The organism is Gordonia sesuvii (assembly GCF_036350415.1).
Taxonomy (GTDB): domain Bacteria; phylum Actinomycetota; class Actinomycetes; order Mycobacteriales; family Mycobacteriaceae; genus Gordonia; species Gordonia sesuvii.
Genome location: NZ_JAZDUF010000001.1, coordinates 1178435 through 1196324, shown reverse-complemented (window position 1 = coordinate 1196324; position 17890 = coordinate 1178435). Strand labels below are relative to the sequence as shown.

At 68.1% G+C, this 17890-nt stretch carries 16 protein-coding genes; 9 read left to right on the top strand and 7 right to left on the bottom strand.

The window, feature by feature from the left end; translation table 11 throughout:
* The first annotated feature begins 65 nt into the window (after positions 1-65).
* From VZC37_RS05525 to VZC37_RS05505, 5 genes are all read left to right on the top strand, one after another.
* A complete protein-coding gene (locus tag VZC37_RS05525) occupies positions 66-464 on the top strand; it encodes a RidA family protein (protein WP_330431397.1) in 399 nt (132 codons plus the stop codon).
* Positions 464-1651: a winged helix DNA-binding domain-containing protein gene (locus tag VZC37_RS05520; protein WP_330431396.1), complete on the top strand. Its 1188-nt coding sequence runs from the start codon at positions 464-466 to the stop codon at positions 1649-1651. Before VZC37_RS05525 ends, VZC37_RS05520 begins: the two co-directional genes overlap by 1 nt.
* Before the next feature lie 89 nt (positions 1652-1740).
* Positions 1741-2478: a response regulator transcription factor gene (locus tag VZC37_RS05515; protein ID WP_330431395.1), complete on the top strand. Its 738-nt coding sequence runs from the start codon at positions 1741-1743 to the stop codon at positions 2476-2478.
* The gene (locus tag VZC37_RS05510; protein WP_431309323.1) at positions 2475-3974 is read left to right on the top strand and encodes a sensor histidine kinase; all 1500 of its coding nucleotides are present in this window, start codon (positions 2475-2477) and stop codon (positions 3972-3974) included. Before VZC37_RS05515 ends, VZC37_RS05510 begins: the two co-directional genes overlap by 4 nt.
* Positions 3975-4033: 59 nt before the next feature.
* Entirely contained in the window at positions 4034-4711 is a 678-nt protein-coding gene (locus tag VZC37_RS05505) for a DUF899 domain-containing protein (RefSeq protein ID WP_330431393.1), read from the top strand.
* Between the two features lie 10 nt (positions 4712-4721).
* Here VZC37_RS05505 and VZC37_RS05500 read toward each other — a convergent pair whose 3' ends face one another.
* Both VZC37_RS05500 and VZC37_RS05495 read right to left on the bottom strand, forming a co-directional pair.
* Positions 4722-5561, bottom strand: coding sequence for a hypothetical protein (locus VZC37_RS05500; RefSeq protein WP_330431392.1), 840 nt, complete (start codon positions 5559-5561; stop codon positions 4722-4724).
* A 189-nt stretch (positions 5562-5750) separates the two neighbouring features.
* On the bottom strand, positions 5751-6854 hold the full coding sequence (locus VZC37_RS05495; protein WP_431309322.1) for a DNA adenine methylase: 1104 nt from the start codon (positions 6852-6854) through the stop codon (positions 5751-5753).
* A gap of 97 nt (positions 6855-6951) precedes the next feature.
* On the opposite strand from VZC37_RS05495, the gene VZC37_RS05490 reads away from it, so the two are divergent.
* Positions 6952-7380 (top strand): HIT family protein, encoded by a 429-nt coding sequence (locus tag VZC37_RS05490; protein ID WP_330431391.1) that lies wholly within the window; start codon positions 6952-6954, stop codon positions 7378-7380.
* A 115-nt stretch (positions 7381-7495) separates the two neighbouring features.
* Here VZC37_RS05490 and VZC37_RS05485 read toward each other — a convergent pair whose 3' ends face one another.
* Entirely contained in the window at positions 7496-9628 is a 2133-nt protein-coding gene (locus VZC37_RS05485) for a RecQ family ATP-dependent DNA helicase (RefSeq protein WP_330431390.1), read from the bottom strand.
* A 134-nt stretch (positions 9629-9762) separates the two neighbouring features.
* Between VZC37_RS05485 and VZC37_RS05480 the strand changes: the two genes are divergently transcribed.
* The 3 genes from VZC37_RS05480 (at position 9763) to purD (ending at position 14486) form a co-directional block, all read left to right on the top strand.
* Positions 9763-11049 (top strand): bifunctional glycosyltransferase family 2/GtrA family protein, encoded by a 1287-nt coding sequence (locus VZC37_RS05480; protein ID WP_330431389.1) that lies wholly within the window; start codon positions 9763-9765, stop codon positions 11047-11049.
* The gene (locus tag VZC37_RS05475) at positions 11046-13130 is read left to right on the top strand and encodes an ArnT family glycosyltransferase (protein WP_330431388.1); all 2085 of its coding nucleotides are present in this window, start codon (positions 11046-11048) and stop codon (positions 13128-13130) included. The genes VZC37_RS05480 and VZC37_RS05475 overlap by 4 nt, the downstream gene beginning before the upstream one ends.
* A gap of 105 nt (positions 13131-13235) precedes the next feature.
* Positions 13236-14486: a phosphoribosylamine--glycine ligase gene (gene purD, locus VZC37_RS05470; protein WP_330431387.1), complete on the top strand. Its 1251-nt coding sequence runs from the start codon at positions 13236-13238 to the stop codon at positions 14484-14486.
* Positions 14487-14512: 26 nt separating this feature from the next.
* Here the strand turns inward: purD and VZC37_RS05465 are convergent, their stop codons facing one another.
* The 4 genes from VZC37_RS05465 to VZC37_RS05450 are packed head-to-tail and all read right to left on the bottom strand — an operon-like array spanning position 14513 to position 17878.
* Complete coding sequence (locus VZC37_RS05465; RefSeq protein WP_330431386.1) at positions 14513-15490, bottom strand: alpha/beta hydrolase; 978 nt, start codon at positions 15488-15490, stop codon at positions 14513-14515.
* A 44-nt stretch (positions 15491-15534) separates the two neighbouring features.
* The gene (locus VZC37_RS05460; RefSeq protein WP_330431385.1) at positions 15535-16335 is read right to left on the bottom strand and encodes an ABC transporter permease; all 801 of its coding nucleotides are present in this window, start codon (positions 16333-16335) and stop codon (positions 15535-15537) included.
* Complete coding sequence (locus tag VZC37_RS05455) at positions 16332-17354, bottom strand: ATP-binding cassette domain-containing protein (protein ID WP_330431384.1); 1023 nt, start codon at positions 17352-17354, stop codon at positions 16332-16334. The genes VZC37_RS05460 and VZC37_RS05455 overlap by 4 nt, the downstream gene beginning before the upstream one ends.
* The gene (locus VZC37_RS05450; RefSeq protein ID WP_330431383.1) at positions 17351-17878 is read right to left on the bottom strand and encodes a GbsR/MarR family transcriptional regulator; all 528 of its coding nucleotides are present in this window, start codon (positions 17876-17878) and stop codon (positions 17351-17353) included. The genes VZC37_RS05455 and VZC37_RS05450 overlap by 4 nt, the downstream gene beginning before the upstream one ends.
* Positions 17879-17890: the final 12 nt, after the last annotated feature.

The following is a 17890-nucleotide window of genomic DNA, read 5'->3' as shown; positions in this document are numbered from 1 at the left end:
GCCGCTTGTTCGGGGGTGCGGGTCGCGCAACGGCTGCAGCCAACCTTCCCGGTTAGGATCGCGGCATGGCACGCGTCCACTTGAACGGCTCGTCCGCACTTCCGGCCGCGGGGTTCGCCTACAGCGCGTCGGTGTCTCCGGGGCCACTGCTGTTCACCGCCGGCATCAGCCCCCTCGACGCCGCGGGGTCGGTGGAACCGACCGGCGACGTGGTCGGTCAGACCCGCACCTGCCTCGCGAACCTTCGGACCGTCCTCGCCGAGCAGAACGCATCGATGGCCGACATCGTCAAACTCACCATCTATGTCGCCGAGAATCTCCAGGCCGATCTGGTCGTCGCATGGGAGGCGGTCGTCGCCGAGTTCGGCGATCCCGTTCCGCCGGCCATGATGCTCGGCGTGACCGTGCTCGCCTACGACGACCAACTCGTGGAGATCGAGGCGATCGCCGCCCCGCCCGCGTGATGGCCGCGCGGCCCACGATCGACGACGAGACCCGACGCCGCCGGCTGCAGCGCCGACACCTGCTGGCCGTCGACAGTCGTGCAACGACGGTGACGGCGGCCGCCGACGCCGTCGTCGGCCTCCACGCCACGACGGCGTCGACCGTGTACCTGTCGGCGTGGGCACGGGTCGAGGGCTTCGCGCCGGACGCGATGGACGACGCCCTCTACACGGATCGCACTCTCGTCAAGCAGCTCGCCATGCGTCGCACCCTGTTCGTGTTCGGGCACGACACGCTCGCCGAGGCGATCGGCGCGGTCGGGCCACGCGTCACCGCATCCGAGCGGACCAACATGCTGCGCGATCTGCGCCGCAGCCCCGACTTCGATGATCCGGAGGGCTGGATCGACGCTGCTCGCGCCGCCGTCCTCGCCGATCTCGCCGACGGCACCGCCCGGACGTCGACCGAACTGCGCGCCCGCAACCCCGCCCTGGACGGTCACATCGTGTTCGGCGAGGGCAAGTCGTGGGGCGGTCGCACGGCGATGGGTCCGCGGGTGCTGAACATGATGAGCGCGGCCGGCGAGATCGTGCGCGGCCCGAACAGTGGACGGTGGACACTGTCGCGGCCGTCGTGGGTGTCGATGCAGTCGTGGCTCGGGCATCCACTACCCGAGGTCTCCGTCGCCGACGGGCACCGCGCGCTGATCCGCCGATGGCTCCGGACGTTCGGGCCCGGCACCGAGACCGACATCGTCTGGTGGCTGGGCTCCACAAAACGGGCCGTGCGCGCAGCGCTCGCCGACCTCGACGTCGTCGAGGTCGATCTCGACGGCGGGTCTGTCGGCTACGTTCTCGCCGACGACGTGCCGCAGACCGCATCCGACGACGACGTGGATCCGCAGGCGGCGCTGCTGCCGGAACTGGATCCGGCCACCATGGGATGGAAGGAACGCGGCTTCTACCTCGGTGATCACGCCGCGCAGATCTTCGACAGCAACGGCAACGGCGGGCAGACCGCGTGGTGGGGCGGACGCATCGTCGGCGGCTGGCGTCAGGTCGACGGCGGGCGGATCGAGGTGCAGACCTTCGAGAAGGTGTCCCGGGCGGCCGGCCGGGCCCTCACTGCCAGAGCCGACGAACTTGCCGAATGGCTGGGCGAGACCCGTGTGACGGCGGGATACCCCGCACCGTTCATGAAGCGCTGAGCACTCCGACATCGCCGCAGGTGAGCATTCACAGCAAGCTCCCAGCAATCATGCAGTTCCGTGGCAGCCTGGTCGGAGAAGGTGGTGACATGAGCGAATCCGACATCTCGGCAGCTGGGACTTCGGCAGGCGGGCGCGGCGCCAAGGTCCTCGTCGTCGACGACGAGGAGAACATCCGCGAGTTGTTGTCGGTGTCGCTCAAATTCCAGGGGTACGACGTCGCGACCGCGGCCAACGGCCCTGCGGCCCTGGACCGGTGCCGCACCTTCAAACCGGCGGCGCTCATCCTCGACGTGATGATGCCCGGCATGGACGGGTTCGGCCTACTGCGACGACTCCGGGCCGACGGGATCGAGGCGCCGGCGCTGTTCCTCTCCGCGCGTGACTCGGTGGAGGACAAGATCAACGGCCTGACCATCGGCGGCGACGACTACGTGACCAAGCCGTTCTCCCTCGAGGAGGTCGTCGCTCGTCTGCAGGTGCTGCTGCGACGCGGCGGATTCGACGAGCAGGGCGCGGAGTCGGCGCGCATCACCTTCGCCGACATCGAACTCGACGACGAGACCCACGAGGTGTGGAAGGCCGGGGAACTGGTGGCCCTCTCGCCGACCGAGTTCACCTTGCTGCGCTACTTCATGGTGAACGCCGGAACGGTGCTGTCGAAGCCGCGCATCCTCGACCACGTGTGGAACTACGACTTCGGCGGCGAGGTCAACGTCGTCGAGTCCTATGTCTCCTACCTGCGCCGCAAGCTGGACACCGGGGACAAGCGGTTGATCCACACGCTGCGCGGCGTCGGGTACGTGATGCGGGAGCCTCGCGGGTGACCACCACCTCGGCGGTCGCGCCGACCGGCGATCGGGCAGGCCCGCCGACCGGAAGAAATGGCAGACGGGGTGTGCCGCTGCGGCTGTCGCTGGTCGGGCTGACGCTGGTGCTGGCGGCTCTCGGACTGTTCGCATCCGGCGTCGCGGTCACCTCCGCGATGAAGCAGGACCTCATCTCCCGCACCGACGAGGGCCTGACGTCGGCGGTGGAGACCTGGGCGAAACCCCGGGAGCCCGTCAGCCAGCTTCCCGGACCGCCTCTGGGGCCTCGTCGCCCACCGTCGCAGTACTACTCGATGATCGTCACCGCCGACGGCGACACGATCGTCAGCAACGACTTCTCCCATCAACCCGACCTCGACGACCTGCCCGCCGGGGACGTCGGACCGTCGACGATCGATTCCGAAGGCGGCGACGGCCCGCAATGGCGCGCGATCAAGGACGAGAGCCCGTTCGGTGTGTCGGTCGTCGCGACCCCCCTGACCGACGTGCACGACACACTCTCCCGGCTGATGTGGCTCCAGCTCGGCATCGGAGCGCTGGTCGTCCTGGCGCTCGGCGTGCTCAGCTATCTGCTGGTCCGATCCAGTCTTCGGCCCCTGCGGCGGGTGGAGGAGACCGCACATGCGATCGCGGCCGGCAACCTCACCATGCGGGTGCCGCCGTCGCCGGAGAACACCGAGGTGGGCAGTCTCGCCGCGTCGCTGAACACCATGCTCGGTCAGATCCAGCGCGCGTTCGCGCGGACGGCGGCCTCGGAGCGGCAGGCACGGTCGTCGGAGGAACAGGCGCGCGCATCCGAGGAGAAGATGCGCCGATTCATCGCCGACGCGAGTCATGAACTCCGTACACCGCTGACGTCGATCAAGGGCTTCGCCGAACTGTACAAACAGGGCGGTGTCCCAGACGCCTCCGACGCGATGGGCCGTATCGACACCGAGGCCGGCCGGATGAATGTCCTCGTCGAAGATCTGCTGGTTCTCGCGCGCCTCGACGCCCACCGGCCGATCGAGGAGCAGCCCGTGGACGTGCTGGGCGTCGCCGCCGACGCGGTGCAGGGGGCCGCGGTGGCCGCCCCGCAGCGCGACATCCGGCTCCATGTGGGTGACTCCGACGAACCGCCGATGGTGACCGGCGATGCCCCGCGGTTGCTGCAGGTGGTGCGCAACCTGATCAACAACGCCATCGCGCACACGCCGGCCGACGCGTCGATCACCGTCGGCATCGAGATCGACCGCACCCCCGGCCGTGACGATGTCGTCGTGACCGTCACCGACACCGGACAGGGCCTCACCGAGGATGAGGCCGCCCATGTGTTCGAACGGTTCTACCGCGGCGACTCATCGCGGCAGCGGGGCGACCGCGGCGGCGGCAGTGGACTCGGCCTGTCCATCGTTGCCGCATTGGTGGATGCGCACGGCGGGACGGTCGGGGTGGACTCGACACCGGGTGAGGGGGCGACTTTCTGGGTCCGACTGCCGCGGCGGGTCGAGTGAAACGATGAATTCCGGCGGCGGGCGCGGTCGATACTCGTAGGAGCGAGAGGAGTAGAACCATGTCTGCACACACGCCACCCGTCGTCGACGCCCAGACCTGGCGGGATGCCCTGGCCGATCTCCGAGTCCGGGAGAAGGCGGCGACGCGAGAACTCGACGCCATCGCCGCACAGCGGCGACGCCTGCCCATGGTCGAGATGCCGGACTACACGCTGATCGGCGCCGACGGACCGATCCGGCTGGCCGACATCTTCGCCGGGAAGTCGCAGCTGATCGTCTACAACCACATGTGGACCGACGGCGCCGAGTTCCAATGCGGCGGCTGCACGAGTCTGACCATGCAGTTCACCCGGCTCGACTTCCTCGACAACTACGACGCGCGGTTCGTCATCGTGACCAACGGGCCCATCGAGGAGGCGCTGGCCTACAGGGCGAGGGTCGGCAACAAGATGGAGTGGTATTCGTCGTCGGAGAGTTCGTTCGGTGCCGATGTCGATGCCGCGCCCGGAGAAGGCTTCGCCGTCAACGTCTTCCTCCGCGACGGCGACAGCGTGTACCGCACCTGGCACACCAACGGGCGCGGAACCGAGCAACTGTCGTACACATTCTCGCTGATGGACCTGCTGCCCTACGGCAGGCGGGAGGAGTGGCAGGATTCGCCGGACGGCTGGCCGCGGACGCCCACCTACTCGGGCTGGCTCGACTCTCCCGACATCGCACGGCTGTACGGGGAGTGATCGGGCCCGATCAGATCAGCCGGCGCAGCGTGGCGAATTCGCGCACGTCGTCACGGAATCGGTCCAGGCTGACCAGTGTGTACATGCCGTCGATCTGTCGGTCCGCCCAGAGCTGATGGATTCGACGGAGATCGGACTGCCGTGACTTCCAGCCGATTCCGTCGATCACCGCGAGGACGAGCTGTTTGGGCAGCCGGACCTCGGCCATCTCCTCGATCTCGCGTACCGCGTCGGTGAGTTTGCTGCCGGTCGAATCGAATCCCTTTGCCGCGACGACGATGTCGGCGGTCTCGGGGTCGCCGATGATCAGGTCGGCGGGCGCGGTGCGTCCGTTGCGTCCGGTGAAACGGGAGCGTGTCACGTAGTCGAGGCCCAGATCCTGTGCGATGGACTCGATCTCGTCCTCGATGCGTCGGCCCGACGCCCCCGCACGCGTCGCGGTGACCCGGCTGCCGGCGCGCGCGACGAGGATGTCGGCGAAGGTGAACGTGCGGGCGAGCTGGGTTCGCAGCATCCGCACCAGGTCGAACTCGGTGTCGAGCCAGGTCACCAGATCGACCGGCTGACTACGGGCCACACCGTGCCACCCGGTAGTGCCGAACCGATCTCGCAGAACATTCTTCAGCTTCTCCTGCGACAACCCGACTGCCAGCCCCAGTACCGGTACATCGCCCGGATGATCGCGCACCCACGCGGCGAGGCCCGCGATGTCGGTGTCGAGCAGCTCCCCGAGGGTGCCGGTGGCCGCCACGATCCGCTCCGCCTCCGGTGTCGACGCCGTCGGATCGACATGAGAGGTGAGGCGGCCCAACGTCTTCAGGTAATCGTCGAAGTCCCCGGCGTCACTCATCGCCCGCGACACCCTTCCCGTTGGTCGAGTAGCCCGCGACACCCTTTCCGTTGGTCGAGTAGCCCGCGAGGTACGAGCGTGCGTATCGAGACCCCGCGACACCCTTTCCGCTGGTCGAGTAGCCCGCGAGGAACGAGCGTGCGTATCGAGACCCCACGACCTCCCGCCGACAACGAAACACCCTCCGGCTCAATCGCGCCCGATGAAGAGGTACTCACTCACGTCGCGCCGGGTGGCGGCGACGTGGGTGCCGAAGCTGTACTTGTGGTCGATCGCGATCACCTCCACGGACGGCTTGACCTTACCCAGCAGGTCGATGATCCGGTCGGCGCCCGGCAGCGCGTTCGACGAATAGGACAAGACGATCGCGCCCGCGTTCTCGAAGTGCTCGAATGTACGGAGGAGCGCGTCGTCGATCGAGTGCTTGTACGCGAACGGCGTGTACCGCTTGGTGAGCTTCTTGGTCTTGGTGTGCTCCATGATCGTCATGCCGCGCCAGTACGCGCTGAGACCTTCGAGGAAGTGATACCGCTTGATGTAGTCGTTGTCGTCGGTTGGCGGCGCATAAGGAGGATCGAGGTAGACGAGGTCCGGCGGGCCGTCCAACGCGGCGAGGTCGAGGTCGAAGATGTCGCCGCTGACACTGCGACTCGACCGTCCGTTGCTGAACACGGTTGCGTTGTACTCGGCCGCCGACCGCGTGCGGAAATGATCGCGCAATGACATCCGCAGGTCACGGCGGCCGTCGGCATACCGTGAGGAATCGGTGAAGGTGAAGACGCCGCGCGGCTGTTTACGGGCCGCCGACAGCACCAGGGCCGAGATCGCGAGGTCCCGACGGTAGCCGCGCAACTGGTCGATGTGCGACCACGCCGAGTCGAGAAACGCGCGATCCTCGGCATCGAAGTAGAGGCCGTCGAACGTGGAGCGGATGAAGTCGCGGTCGTCGGCGGGCGGACCGCAGATTTCCTCGATCAGCTCCGGCTCCAGTCGCACGCTCGAGTTGGCGACCGTCGCGCGGGTGATGATGTGGGGGAACGTCAGGAAATCGTTGCTCAGGACTTGAAAGCCCTGTGCTTTCAACAGATACGACACGACCCCCGAGCCGGAGAACGCGTCGACCGCGGTGGTTCCGCCGATCTCGGCGAAAGTGCGTTCGAGGTGAGGCAGGAGCCGATACTTCGAGCCCATGTAGCGCAGCCGCGGGAAGCGCTGCGCCGATTCGACGACCTCCGACGATGCCACACTGTGGACCCGCGCCGGCGCACGACGGGTGAACTCTGGTCGACTCACACGGAAAAGAATGTCATGGACCTCTGACAGGACGGTGACAACACGACGAGGGGACAACACGGCGGGCGCACCCGACCCCGCGGCTACAGTGATGCCCATGGCTTCCGTCTTCACCAAGATCATCAACGGAGAACTCCCGGGCCGCTTCGTGTGGAAGGACGGCCAGGCCGTAGCCTTCCTCACCATCAACCCGGTCACCCCGGGCCATGTGCTGGTCGTCCCACGCAAAGAGGTCGATCACTGGGAGCAGATGGACACCGCGACCTACACCCACCTCGCTGATGTTTCCCAGCGTGTGGGCCGAGCGGTCAAGGAGGCCTTCGGGGCAGACCGCATCGGCACGATGATCGCCGGGCTCGAGGTGCCGCATGTACACATTCATGTGTTCCCGCTGGCCAGCATGGACGACTTCGACCTGGGCAATGCGCAGAAGGACCCCGATCCGGCCGCCCTCGACGACGCCGCGGAGAGGATTCGCGCCGCGCTCCGCGGAACCGGCTACGGAGAGTACGTCGCCGACGCCTGAGACGATGCGACCCCCTTCGTGACGCTCGCCTCCCCCCGGTCCCTGAGGAGACCCGGAGCTTGCGGAGGGTCGTCCCGAAGGGCCGCTCGAGACCGTTCGAGACGCGGGTGCCGCGTCATACCGACCGATGAATGAGCAGCGGGGACACCGCGGCGGCGCCGGCCTCACGCAGCGCGGCGGCGGCAACGGTGATCGGCCAGCCCGACGACGTCTCGTCCACGACGAGCAGCACGTTCTGTCCCGCGACATCGGGCATCTCGCCCAGATGGTCACGCCAGTAGGCGGCCTCGGTGGCGCCGGTCGCGTCACGACCGGGCGGATCGCCCATCCGCACCGGGACCGTGAGACCGGGCCGACGGCCGACCCGACAGAGATGCTCGGCGACCTTCTCGGCCACCGCCGTTCCGGTCAACCGCAACGCGGCGATGACATCGGGACGCGCACCCGTCTCGCGCACCCACGCACTCAGGGTGGCGACCGCCGCGTCGCCGAGGTCGGCAACTGCCTGCTCGTCGCCGCGGCGCGCGCCTGCCAACAGGTCGGCCCACTCGGGTGCGTCAGCGTGGGCGAGGACCCGCCCGGTCTCCGCGGCCAGGCCCGCCGGAATGCGGCCGCGGGTGCCGAACGAACCACCGGGCCACATCTTGCGGGGTTCGAGCAGCACGGCCGACCGACGCAGGGCGCCGGTGATCGTACGCACGATCTCAGCCGGAACCTCCGCCGACAACGGTTCGGTCAGTTGTCCACGACACACCGAACATCGGCCGCACGGTTGTGCCTCCGGGTCGTCGAGCGACGATGTCAGCAACTGCATCAGACACTGCCGCCCCGCCACGTAGTCGCGCATGATGTCGGCTTCACGCCGGCGCACGCCGATCACGCCGTCGTAGTGCTCCTGGTCGTACTTCCACGGTGTCCCGGTCGCTGTCCACCCGTCCGGTCCGCGGTCGGTGGCCCCATCCACCGACAGCTGCTTGAGCATCAATTCGACACGGCCCCTGCGAAATCCGGTGGAAGCCTCGAGTTGTGGCACCGACATAGGCCCGTCCGCCTCGTCGAGTGCCGCGAGGAGGGCCGTCATCTTGTCCGGGTCGGGGATGGTCGCGGTGGCGAAATAGTCCCAGATGGCGTCGTCGGTACGGGACGCCAACAACATCACCACGGCGTCGTCGAGCGCGCGCCCTGCACGCCCTACCTGCTGATAGTAGGAGACCGGCGACGGAGGCGAACCGACGTGCACCACGAAGCCGAGATCGGGTTTGTCGTAACCCATCCCGAGCGCCGACGTCGCCACGAGTGCCTTCACCTCGTTGCGTAACAGTGCGTCCTCGAGCTCGTGGCGGCGTGCTGCGTCGAGCTGCCCGGTGTAGGCGGCCACCGGGACGTCGTCGCCGTGCACAGCCGCGATGGCGGCGACGAGCCGATCGGCGTCGGCCACGGTGAGTACATATACGATTCCGGATCCGGGCAGGTCCGGCAGGTACCGAGCCACCCACCCGTACCGCTCGATCGGTGACAGGTCGTCGATCACGTTCAGATGCAACGACTTACGGGCCAGCGGGCCGCGCAGCACCAGGGTCTGACCACCCAGTTGGGCCGCGACGTCGTCGGTGACCCGGGCATTGGCCGTCGCGGTGGTGGCCAGCACCGGCGTCTGTGGATTGAGTGTCTGCAGCACATCGGAGACGCGCCGGTAGTCGGGGCGGAAGTCGTGTCCCCAGTCGGAGATGGCGTGCGCCTCGTCGATCACCAGCAAACCCAGTCGGCCGGACAGCGCGTCGAGCACCCGGCGGCCGAACCCCGGGTTGGCGAGTCGCTCCGGCGACACCAACAGCACGTCGAGATCTCCGGCGTGCAATTGCGCCTCGATCACCGACCAGTCGTCGAAATTCGACGAGTTCAGCGTCGCTGCCCGCAACCCCGCACGTTCGGCTGCGGCCACCTGGTCGCGCATCAACGACAGCAACGGCGACACGATCAACGTCGGACCCGAATGGTGCTGATTCGGCCCGCTCCCTTCGCTCCCGGCGCCGGATGAACGCAGGATCGCGGTCGCCGACCAATAAACCGCCGACTTTCCCCACCCGGTGGCCTGCACCACCAGCACCCGGGCCGCGGGCTCGACCAAGGCCGACACCGCGGTGAGCTGGTCGTCGCGAAGGCGCGCCCCGGAACCGGCCAGACTCTCGATCACCCGGTCGGCGGCCGCTTGCTGATCGGGGGCCAGGGTCGCTGCTGCGGGAGACATGACGCCAACCTATCTGCTCGAACCGACACACTCAGGCCGACCGTCGAGGCTGTGGACAGCGAGCCGATTCGTTCACAGGAAGCTGACAGCGTCGACGCAGAGTAGGCGAAGCTGCGCGTCCGATTCTCGTACCCATGACAGCAGAGCCAGACATCCTCCCGACGGTGGGAGAGCGGGTGGAGATCGTCGCCGACAGCTCGCCACCCGCACCCGTCCTCGACATCGTCGTCCCGGTCTACAACGAAGAGTCCGACCTCGCCGGATCGGTGCGACGACTTGCGGATCATCTGCGCGCCACCGTGCCCTACCCGGCCCGCATCACCGTCGCCGACAATGCCAGCACCGACTCGACACTGGCAATCGCCACGCAGCTCGCCGGCGAGATCGACGGCGTGCGGGTCGCCCATCTGGAACAGAAGGGCCGCGGTCGCGCACTCAACGCGGTGTGGCAGGCCAGCGACGCGCAGATCGTCGCGTATTGCGACGTCGACCTGTCGACCGACCTGAACGCGCTGATGCCGCTCATCGCTCCGCTGATCTCCGGGCACTCCGACGTGGCCATCGGCACCCGCCTGTCGCGCTCCTCCCGTGTGGTCCGCGGACCGAAACGAGAGCTCATCTCGCGTTCGTACAACCTGATCCTCAAGACGACGATGCGGGCGAAGTTCTCCGACGCACAGTGCGGTTTCAAGGCGATGCGTACCGACGTCGCCCGCCGGGTGCTGCCCTATGTCGAGGACACCGGCTGGTTCTTCGACACCGAACTGCTCGTGCTGGCCGAACGCATCGGGCTGCGCATCGCCGAGGTGCCCGTCGACTGGGTCGACGACCCCGACAGCACCGTCGACATCGTCGCCACCGCCATCGCGGACCTGAAGGGCTGCGCCCGTGTCGGATACGCACTGACCACCGGCCGGCTGCCGATCGCCGAGCTGCGTGCGGCCGTCGGCCGTGACCGCGGTCCCGGCCCCGAGATCGACGGTGTCCCACACGGCCTGATCGGTCAACTCGCGCGCTTCTGTGTCATCGGTGTCGCCTCGACCGCCGCCTACGCGATTCTCTACCTGCTGCTGCACGCCTTCCTCGGCGCCCAGGTCTCCAACTTCGTCGCCCTCGCCATCACGGCCGTGCTCAACACGGCGGCAAACCGGCGCTTCAGTTTCGGCGTATCCGGGCGCGACGGCATGCTGCGTCACCACTTCTTCGGGCTGGGCGTGTTCGCGTTCGGTTGGGCGGTCACGGCGGGATCGTTGATCGTGTTGCACGGCGTCGCCCCCGGGGCGTCGAAACACGTGGAACTCGCGGTGCTCGTGGTCGCGAATCTCGTTGCGACCATCACCCGGTTCGTCGGTCTCCGCTGGGTGTTTCGCACCCACGCGACCGGCGCGCCGCATGCTGCGGTCGAAGGAGGCGCCGAATGACCGTCATCGATACGACATCTGCGGTGCCCGCCGAACCGGAGATCCCTGAGCACGAGCGGAAAGCCGGACTCTGGCAACCATTCTCGGTGGCAGCACTGCTGCTGGGCACTGCGATCGCATACCTCTGGAATCTGTCGGCCAACGGCTGGGCCAACTCGTTCTACTCCGCCGCGATCCAGGCTGGCTCGGAGTCGTGGACGGCCTGGTTCTTCGGGTCGTCGGACATGGCGAACTCCATCACCGTCGACAAACCGCCTGCTTCGCTGTGGATTCCGAGCCTGTCGGTCCGGATCTTCGGACTCAACTCCTGGTCCATCCTCGTTCCCGAGGTGCTGATGGGGGTTGCGTCGGTGGCGCTGCTGTACCTGATCACCCGGAAGTACTTCGGGCACTGGCCGGGCATCCTGGCCGGGTTTGTGCTCGCCGTCACGCCGGTGGCGGCAATGATGTTCCGCTTCAACAACCCCGAGGCGCTGCTGATCCTGCTGATGATCGCGGCGGTCTGGGCGACGCTCAAGGCGATCGACGACGGGCGGCTCCGCTGGATGATCCTGACCGGCGTGTTCGTCGGATTCGGATTCCTCACCAAACAGCTTCAGGTCATGCTGATCGTCCCGCCGCTGGCCGTCACGTATCTCGCTTTCGGGCAACACAACTGGGTCAGACGCATCGGACATCTGCTCGCTGCGCTGGGCGCGATGATCGTCAGTGCGGGTTGGTGGATTCTCGCTGTCGAACTGTGGCCGGCGTCGGCGCGGCCGTGGATCGGCGGGTCCCAGAACAACTCGATCCTCGAACTCACCCTGGGATACAACGGCCTGGGCCGACTGAACGGCAACGAGACCGGAAGTGTCGTGCCCGGTGGCGGATACGGCGCGCCCGGCGATGGCGGTGGTGGCGGTGGCATGTGGGGCGACACCGGCTGGCTGCGAATGTTCGAGCCCGCGCAGGGCGGCCAGATCGCCTGGCTCATCCCGACCGGGATCGTGCTGACCATCGCGGCGCTCGTGCTGATCGGCAAGGCCCGCCGAACCGATCCGCGGCGCGCCTACCTGGTGGTGTGGGGACTGTGGCTTCTCGTCACGATGGCGGTCTTCAGCTTCATGGCCGGCATCTTCCACAGCTACTACACGGCCGCGTTGGCGCCTGCCGTCGCGGCGGTGGTCGCCGGTGGCGCGACTGTGTGCTGGTCACAGCGCGAGCGACTGTGGGTACGGATCGTGCTCGCCACAGCTGTCTGGATCGCCGCGATCTGGGCTTTCGTACTGCTGAACCGGTCACCGGACTTCGTGCCATGGCTGCGATGGACGGTGCTCGCCATGGGAATCGTCGGCGGCGCCGTGATGCTGGTCGCCCACCGGGCCTATCTGTCGGCGGTGGCCGTGGTCGCGGCCCTGGTCGCCGGTCTGGCCGGACCGATCGCGTACACCGTCGACACGATCGCGACCCCCAAACAGGGGTCGATCATCAGCGCCGGCCCGAGAGTCGAGGGCGAATTCGGTCCCGGCGGCGGCGGTCCGGGCGGCGGCCCGCGAGCCGGAGGGATGCGGGGAGGTCCGCCTCCCTTCTCCGACGGGACGCAGGCCACCGGACCCGGCGTCGCAGGCACCGCGTTCGGCGGCGGAGGCCCGATGACCGGCCCCGGCGGTGCGGGCATGCCGGGCGGAGGCGGACCTGGCCGGATGGACGCGGCAGCGGGAGCAGGTGGGCCGGGCGGTCTGCTGAGGGGCTCGCAGCCCAGTGACGAACTCGTCGCGATGCTGCAATCCGACGCCGATGACTACGTCTGGGCGGCCGCGGCGGTCGGTTCCAACGAGGCGTCGGGCTACCAGCTCGAATCGGGAGAATCGGTGATGCCGATCGGCGGCTTCAACGGCACCGATCCCTCGCCCACCCTGGAGCAGTTCCAGAAACTGGTGTCGGAGAAGAAGATCCACTACTTCCTCGGCGGCGGTCGCGGATTCGGCAACTCGGACGATTCGCAACCGTCGGCGCAGATCGCCGCGTGGGTCGCCGACAACTTCACCGCGACCACCGTCGGCAGCACCACGGTCTACGACCTCACGGCACCCACCGGCTGACGTCTGGCCAGGGTTCGTCCGCCCGATATGCGTAGCCCCTTCGGAAACGTCCGGGGGAGGAGCACATATCGGGCGGACGAACGCGGGTGAACTAGAGTCGGGATCGTGCGCGTACTCGTGATCGGCTCGGGCGGCCGCGAACATGCCCTGCTCATCGGACTGTCGAACGACCCCTCGGTCACCGAACTCCACGCCGGTCCGGGAAATGCTGGTACGTCGGCCATCGCGACCAACCATCCGGTCGACATCGTCTCGCCCGACGCCGTCGTCGCGCTGGCCAAGCGTGTCGAGGCCGACCTGGTGGTCATCGGCCCCGAGGTTCCGCTGGTCGCCGGGGTGGCCGACGCGCTGCGCACAGCCGGTTTCGCCACCTTCGGCCCCGGTGCCGAGGCCGCCCGCATCGAGGGATCGAAGGCCTTCGCCAAGGACGTGATGTCCGCGGCCGGGGTGCGCACCGCCCACAGCGAGATCGTCGACAACCCCGCCAAACTCGACGCCGCACTCGACCGGTTCGGGCCGACCTGGGTGGTCAAGGACGACGGTCTTGCCGCCGGCAAGGGCGTGGTGGTGACCGACGACCGGCTCGCCGCCCGCGACCACGCCGCCGAGCTGCTCGAGAACGGACACCCGGTGCTGCTGGAGAGCTTCCTCGACGGCCCCGAGGTGTCGCTGTTCTCACTGGTCGACGGCGAGAACGTCGTCCCGCTGATCCCTGCACAGGACCACAAACGCGTCGGCGACAACGACGCCGGACCCAACACTGGCGGCATGGGCGCCTACACGCCCCTGCCGTGGCTGCCCGACGAGGTGACCCGGCAGATCGTCGACGACGTGGTCAAGCCCGTCGCCGCCGAGATGGCGCGCCGGGGCACGCCGTTCTCCGGCCTGCTCTACGCCGGCCTCGCGATCGGCAAAGACGGTCCCGCCGTGGTCGAGTTCAACTGCCGATTCGGCGACCCGGAGACACAGGCCGTGCTGGCATTGCTGAAATCCCCTCTGGGACAGGCGCTCAACGCGACCGCCACCGGCACCCTCGACAGTCTTCCGCCGCTCGAATGGGCCGACGGTGCGGCCGTCACGGTCGTCGTCGCCGCGGAGAACTACCCGGGCAAACCGCGCACCGGCGACGTCATCACGGGCGCCGACGGCGAAGGCGTCCTGCACGCCGGCACGGCACGCGACGACGGGTCGGTGGTCTCTGCCGGCGGCCGGGTGCTCGCCGTCGTCGGCACGGGTGCCGACCTCGCCGAGGCGCGCGCCCAGGCCTACGACCGCATCGCGGAGATCAAGCTGCCGGGCTCGCACTACCGTACCGACATCGGCAAAGCCGCTCTCGAGGGCCGCATCAGCCTCTGACCAGCCCGGACGTCAGTCGGTGTGGGTCAGCGGGCCAGATTCCGGCCGAGGAACTCCACCTGATCGGGCAACACGCTGCGCCAGTACCGGTTCGTGTGCCCGCCGGCAGACGTCCCGAACGCGGCGGGTGGGTGCAGGCCCGCGGCCCACTGGCGGGTGTAGGTGAAGAACTGGTCCGACGACCCGATGCAGATGAGCAGCGGGATCTTGGTGAAGGCGTCCTGCCGACCGAACAGCGAGTTCGCCCGGTAGTCCTCCAGCGAGTCGAACGCCCGCGGCGGGAAGTTGCGCGGATCCGCCCACAGCGCAGGCGAACTCACCGCCACGGCAGACACCTTGGGGGCACCCAGCAGAGACCCGAGACGCAGTGCCCCGTACCCACCCATCGACCAGCCGAACAGACCGATGCGTTCGGTCGACAGGTTCAGGTCCGGATTCGACTCGAGCATCGGTAGGAACTCGTCGAGAACCATCGCGCCGCCGTCGGTGCCGTCGGTGCGTGCATGGAAGTAGTTGCGGCCGGCGTCGGCGGCAGCGAGTGCGAACGGCGCGCCACCGGCATCGACGTAGCGTTGGAGCACGTTCTGCATCTGCAGCTTCGACGAGAAGATCGACTGCTCGTTCGTGTTCAGGGCGTGCAGCACCACGACGACCGGGAGCCGACCCGAGACCCCGACCGGACGCGCGACCGCCCAGCGGGTGGACCGGCCACCCATCTTCGCCGACGTGAAACTTCCGGTGACCAGCTGCGGACCCTCCGTGGGGATCTCGGGTGGGCTGGCCTCCTGGGGGAGAACGTCGTCGGCCGCGGGGGTCTCGAGATTGCGCGGTTCGACGGTGGTCGGCTCCTCGGTGGAGCATGCGGCCAGACCGGCCGCCATGGCGGCTCCGAACCCGCCGACGAGGACGGAACGGCGACTGGCCCGACCGGGACGATGCCCGGTCGGGCCAGTTGTCGTGCTCGTGATCGCCGTGCCGCGTTCGGGCGTCCGTTCGGAGGTCATTGCCTCCACAGCGTACTGGCGATGAGCGTCCGCGTCGGGCCGGGTCAGGCGACGCGGCGCCGCGAGTACGTGCGCAGGGCCGCGGCATAGGACACGACGGCGATCCCGACGCTCCAGGCCAGGGCGGCCACGACCGTTCCGGTTCCGATCGGTGTGTCGCTGAGGAGACCGCGCAGGGTTTCGGTCACCGGTGTGAACGGCTGGTATTCGGCGAACTGCTTCAACCCCGGCGGCAGGGTGTCGACGGGGACGAAACCACTGCCCAGGAACGGCAGCAGGGTCAGCAACATCGGGGTGTTGCTCGCGGTCTCGACGGTCTTCGCCGACAGTCCCAGATACACCGCGAGCCAGATCAGCGCGACGGAGAACAGGACGACCAACCCGAACGCGGCGAGCCATTCGATCGGGGTCGCCGAGGGCCGGAATCCAAGCGCGACGGCGACGGCCAACACGATCGCTATGCTGGCGATCGTCTGGATCAGACTGCCCAGGACGTGGCCGGTCAGCACCGACGACCGACTGATCGGCATGGTGCGGAACCGGGCGATGATGCCCGACGTCATGTCCATCGCCACGGTGATCGACGTGCCCTGGACGGCGGCGGCGATCGTCATCAGCAACACACCGGGGACGACGTAGTCGAGGTAGGCCGCACGGCCGGTGTTGCCCGAGGCGCTCGTCATGTCCGCGCCCAATTGGCCGCCGAACACGAACACGAACAGCAGTAGGAAGACGATCGGCATGCCGACCAGCAGCACCGTCATCGACGGGTAGCGGATGATGCGTCGCAGGCTGCGACGCAGCATGGTGGCCGAGTCGGCGGCGGTGTGGGTGAGGGTGGTCATCGCGGGACCCCTTCGGAGTGTGTGGTGGTCTGATCGACGGCCACCGGTTGGTCGACGGCCTCGGTGCCGGGTCCTTCGGATGCCGGCCGGTGTCCGGTCAGGGCGAAGAACACGTCGTCGAGAGTGGGGGTGTGAATCGACACATCGGCGAGTTCCAGATTCTCGGATTCGATGCGGCTCAACGCTTCCCGGAGGGTGCGAACGGTGTCGTCGGTGGGTACGTCGACCCGTCGGCCGGCCGCATGTGCCACTGCGTCAGGGAATGTCGCGGCCGCGCGGTCGAAGTCGGTGTCGTCGGTGAAGACCAGCCGCACCGCGGCGCCATGGACGAGCTTCTTGAGGTCACCCGCGGTGCCCTCCGCGACGATTCGCCCGGCGTCGAGGACGGCGATCCGGTCGGCCAACTGGTCGGCTTCCTCCAGGTACTGAGTGGTCAGCAGGATCGTCACCCCGCTGTGCGCCAGACCGGCGATGGTCTCCCAGAGGTCTCGGCGGCTGCGCGGGTCGAGACCCGTCGTGGGTTCGTCGAGGAAGATGACATCGGGCGTGGACACCAGCGTCATCGCCAGGTCGAGTCGCCGTTTCATGCCGCCGGAGTAAGTCGACACCGGCTTGTCGGCGGCGTCGGTGAGACCGAACTGCGCCAGCAGATCGTCGACCCGAGCGGCTCCGGCGGCGCGGCCGAGGTGGCGTAGATCGGCCATGAGCCGCAGGTTCTCCCGCCCGGTGAGCAGGTCGTCGAGGGCGGCGAACTGCCCGGTCACGCCGATCACCGAGCGGATGCCGTCCGCGTCGTCGGCGAGGTCGTGCCCGCCGACCTCGACGGTCCCCGCGTCGGCGGGAAGCAACGTCGAGAGGATGTTCACCGTGGTCGTCTTGCCGGACCCGTTGGGCCCGAGGAGTGCGAAGACCTCGCCCGCAGCGATCGTCAGGTCGAGTCCGTCGAGGACCACTTTGTCCCCGTAGGTCTTTCGCAGTCCACGCACCGCGATGGAGTTGCCGGAGTGGGTGGTGGTCATCGGTTCACCTCGTTGTCGTCGGGTGCTGCGGCGGCCGGGTCGGTCAGTTCGCCCGAGGCGATCAGAGATGCCCGGTGTTTCTTCCACTCCTCGTACATGACGGGGATGCGGTCGACGAGGAACTCCGCGAGCGCGAGCACCTCTTCGAGGGTGGCGCGGCGTTCGGGCGGAGCGTCTTTCAGCACGGCGAGGCCTTCTCGTGCGAGGTCGGCGAGTTCGTCGTACTCACTGGTGTCGAAGCCGAGCGCCCGTGCCGACGACAGGTCGACGCGGACGCGATCCATGCGTTCACCCGCCGTGCGGGACCGCTTGAGGATGCCGAGGTTCTCGACGGAGTTGATCGCGCCCGCGATCGCGGAGCGGCTGGCGAGCAGGGCATCGGCGAGTTCGCCGATGGTGGGGTTCGGCGGGTCGCACACCGTCAGATAGCCGATGAGCCGACCGACCATCGGCGGAAAGCTGAAACGGGTCGCGTAGTAGCGGGCCATGTGGTCGGCGAAGGTGAGCTGCTCATCCGAAGGCATGAACAGAGTATG